Consider the following 3,854-nt stretch of genomic DNA (forward strand, 5'->3'; position numbering starts at 1 on the left):
GGCGCGGACAACCCCTACATACCGCCTCGGCGACAGCAATCAGCATGCCCCCGTCGGCCATCATCGGCCGGCTGGGATTGGCGTCCCACAATCAACTCTGGCACGTGATCGGCAGGCGCACGGATGGCGCCTGCGGATCTCGTGACCCGCTGTCCGTGGTGGGCGATGTGTGGGGATCACAATGATCCGCCGGTCAGTCCCAGAGTTGTCCGGTACGCCAACCCGCATCGCCCGCCGCCTGTTCGTGGTCAGCCACGAGTGCGCTGATGGCGCTTGCCTCGGGGGTGGCAATGCGCGTCGTGCGCGGGAGCGGCGGCGGGCGGTGCATCTGTCTGCTCAGCGGGGACGGGCGAACAGATGTTCGGCCGTGTAATCGATGAACACCCGCAAGCGCGCGCTGGGGTGGCGATTGCCCGGCCACAGCAGTGAGAATTGTCCGTGCTGCCGTTCCAGCATCGGCAGCACCTGCTGCAGCCGGCCATCGGCCAGTGCTTCGGCCGCCAGGAAATCAGGCATCCAGGCCACGCCCATGGCACCGATCGCCGCGGCCAGCAGCGCTTCCATGTTGTTGCAGGTCATTGCCGTAGCCAGAGCAGCGCCGGCATCGCCATTCACGCCGGGCAGGCTCCAGGGCTGCAGCGTGCCGGTGGTCGGGAAGCGGAAACGCACCGCCTGCAGTGAACGCAGTTCCGGCAGCGACTGTGGCCAGCCGTGTGTTCGCAGGTACACCGGCGCTGCGCACAGCACGAAGTGGAAGCTGCCGAGGCGACGCGACATCAGGCTGGAATCGGCCAGTTCAYCGCTGCGTATCACCGCATCCAGCCCTTCGCTGACTACATCCACGAGGCGGTCATTGAAATCAAGTTCCAACTGCACCTGCGGGTAGCGCTGCTGGAAGCCGGGTAGCACCGGCAGCAGAAAACGGTAGCCGATGGTGGGCAGGCCAATCCGCAGCAGGCCGCGCGGAGCGAATTGGCGTTGCGCAAGATCAGCCTGGGCCTCGGATAGTTCATCCAATGCCCGGCGGCAGCGCTGCAGCAGCAGGTCGCCTTCGTCGGTGAGGTGCATGCGGCGCGTGGTGCGGTGGAACAGTCGCGTACCCAGGTCCTGCTCCAGGCGGGCGATCCGCTTGCCCACTGCGGAAGCGGACAGGCCCAGCACCCGGGCGGCACCGACAATGCTGCCGGCCTCGGCGGTGCGGACGAAGGCCAGCAGTGCGGAAATGGAGTCCATGGCGGAATGATTGCGGAACATCTGGCTGTAATCAAACGCCTGCGGGCCTGTTTTTCCCGGATCGCGGCGTGTTCATCATCAATGGCCCCGTTTGCAGGAGGCCGCGATGGCCCGTTTTCTGACCGATTCCCACTCCGCGCAACGGCGCTGGGCCCTGTTGTCGGTGTGTCTGGCCGCACTCGCGTTGCCATTGTCGTTCTCGGCCGGCGCTGTCGCGGTGCCGGTGTTGGCCATCCAGTTGGCCAGTTCGCCCGCTTCGCTGGCTTGGGTGACCAACGCCTTCATGCTCGGATTCGGCAGCCTGCTGTTGGCGGCAGGTGGGCTGGCGGACCGCTATGGGCGGCGCCGCCTGTTCCTGCTGGGCAGCGGCGGCTTCGCATTGGCGACGATGTTYGTCTGCCTTGCGCCGGATCTGTTCTGGCTGGACCTGGCGCGCGGGTTGCAAGGAGTGGGCGCTGCGGCGGCATTGGCGTCGGGCAGCGCCGCGTTGGCGCAGGCGTGGCACGGCCAGGCCCGCACGCGCGTGTTTGCCCTGCTGGGCACGACCTTCGGTGCCGGCCTGGCGCTGGGGCCACTACTTGCAGGCGTACTGCTTGAGGCGCTGGGCTGGCGAAGCGTGTTTGCCGCCGGAGGTGTACTGGCTCTGCTGGCGTGCACGCTGGCAGCCCGCGTGCTGCCGGAGAGCCGCGGGCAGGCTGCGCAGCTGGACGTATCGGGCATGCTGGCTTTCAGCCTGACACTGAGCATGCTGACATTGGCGCTGTTGTGGCTGGGCGAATTCGGCCTGTACGCAGCGCGGGTGCGATGGGCATTGCTGGCGACCGTGTTGCTGGCGGCATCGTTCGTGCTGATCGAGCGCAGGCATCCGGCGCCGTTGCTCGATCTTTCGCTGTTCGCACAGCGGGCATTCGTCGGTGTGCAGCTGCTGCCGGTGGCAACCTGCTTCGGCTACGTGGTGCTGCTGGTGGTCCTGCCGTTGCAGTTGCTGGGCGTGCATGGCCAGAGCGTCGCCACCGTTGGCGTGCAGATGCTGGCGCTGTCCGCGCCGATGCTGGTGCTGCCACTGCTGGCTGCGCGCTGGGCCGTCCGGCTGGGAAGCACGCGCCTGTGTGTGGCTGGGTTGCTGCTCTGCGCGCTGGGGCTGTATCTGCTGTCGCGGCAGGCGGCACATCCATTGCCGGCGCAATGGATCCCGCTGCTGGTGCTGATCGGTACAGGCACCGCATTGCCATGGGGCTTGATGGACGGGTTGTCGGTCAGCGTAGTGCCGGTGCAACGCGCGGGCATGGCGGCGGGAATCTTCGGCACGGTGCGGGTAGCGGGCGAGGGCATCGCACTTGCTGCGGTGACTGCATTGCTGGCGACGCTCATCGGTCAACGCCTGCCGGGCGCATCCGCTCCGGCAGTGGGCAAGGCCGCGGTTTATCTGGCTACCGGTGCGCTGCATTCGGCCCAGCCGCTGCTGCCTGGGTCAACGTCGCTGCAGTTGCAGCGCGCCAGCGGCGAAGCGCTGGCGCAGCTGCTGCACGTGTTGTCGGCGCTGACCGCCGGCAGCTCCCTGCTGCTGCATGTGCTGCTGCGGCGGTCGCCGTCCGTTGCCGTGCTCAGAACCGATAGCTGATGGTGCCGGTGACCACACGCGGGTAGCCGGCGAAACAATCGCCGAAGGTGCGGCACGGCGCGTAGTAACGCTTGTCGGTGAGGTTGGTGATGTTCAAGGCCCAGGTCCAGTTGGTCACCTGCACTTCCACCAGCGCATCGGCCAGGGTGTAGCTGGGGGTGATGACGCGGCCGCCGTTGCCCAGCGACACCGTGTTGCCGACATGGCGGACACCCAGGCCGAGTTTCATCCGTGCGGCGTCATCCAGCTGGAAGCCCTTGGACACCCAGGCCGAGGCCAGGTCCTGCGGGGTGTCGTTCAGGCGTTCGCCCACTTCCAGTGCGAAGTTGCTGCGGCTGACTTCGGCTTCGTTGCGCGCGTAAGCCGCAGTGACCGTAAGGTCGTTGGCGAACTGGAACTGGCCCTCCAGCTCCACGCCCTTGGAACGGATCTGGCCGGTCTGGACGACGTTCAGAACGTTGTTCGGATCGTTGGTCTGGCGGTTGGTCTCGGTGATGCGGTAGGCGGCCAGGGTCAACAGCATGTTGCGGGCCGGTTGCCACTTGATGCCACCTTCGGCCTGGCGTCCGCGCATCGGCTTGAAAGCATTGCCGAACAGATCCTGGCCGGACACCGGCAGGAACGATTCGCTGTAGCTCAGGTAAGGCGATACGCCGCCGCCGACGTCGCCGATCAGTCCGGCACGGTAGGTAGTGGCATCGTCGGTCTGGCTGGGCTGGCCTTCGGTCTTCGAACGAGCATGGTCGCGACGCGCACCCAGCACCAGCGACACGCGATCAGCCCAGCGGATCTGGTCCTGCACATATACGCCCAGCTGGGAAGACTCCTGGTCCGGCTGGCGCTCCCAGCCACGTACCGTCGGGGCGGTCGATACCGGTGCGTAGACGTCGATGGGCGTGCCGGTGGCATCCAGCCGCTGCAGCTGCTCCTTGTACTGGCTGTAGTCCACGCCGGCCAGCAGCAGGTGCTGGAAGGCGCCCGTGGCGAAGTCGAACTGCAC

The 3,854-nt window shown here is 66.8% G+C and carries 3 protein-coding genes; 1 reads left to right on the forward strand and 2 read right to left on the reverse strand.

The genetic code is table 11. The annotated features are described in order from the left end of the window. Positions 1-336 precede the first annotated feature (336 nt). On the reverse strand, positions 337-1,233 hold the full coding sequence (locus AC1VAN_RS14450; RefSeq protein WP_480986050.1) for a LysR substrate-binding domain-containing protein: 897 nt from the start codon (positions 1,231-1,233) through the stop codon (positions 337-339). 106 nt (positions 1,234-1,339) lie between these two features. Here AC1VAN_RS14450 and AC1VAN_RS14455 point away from each other — a divergent pair, with 106 nt between their 5' ends. Next, a complete protein-coding gene (locus AC1VAN_RS14455) occupies positions 1,340-2,854 on the forward strand; it encodes an MFS transporter (protein WP_442251287.1) in 1,515 nt (504 codons plus the stop codon). Here AC1VAN_RS14455 and AC1VAN_RS14460 read toward each other — a convergent pair. Beyond that, the coding region (locus AC1VAN_RS14460) for a TonB-dependent siderophore receptor (RefSeq protein ID WP_480986051.1) at positions 2,838-3,854 on the reverse strand (1,017 nt) is incomplete at its 5' end. The two genes, AC1VAN_RS14455 and AC1VAN_RS14460, sit on opposite strands and share 17 nt — an antisense overlap.

Source organism: Stenotrophomonas sp. 05L44_2 (genome assembly GCF_056665995.1).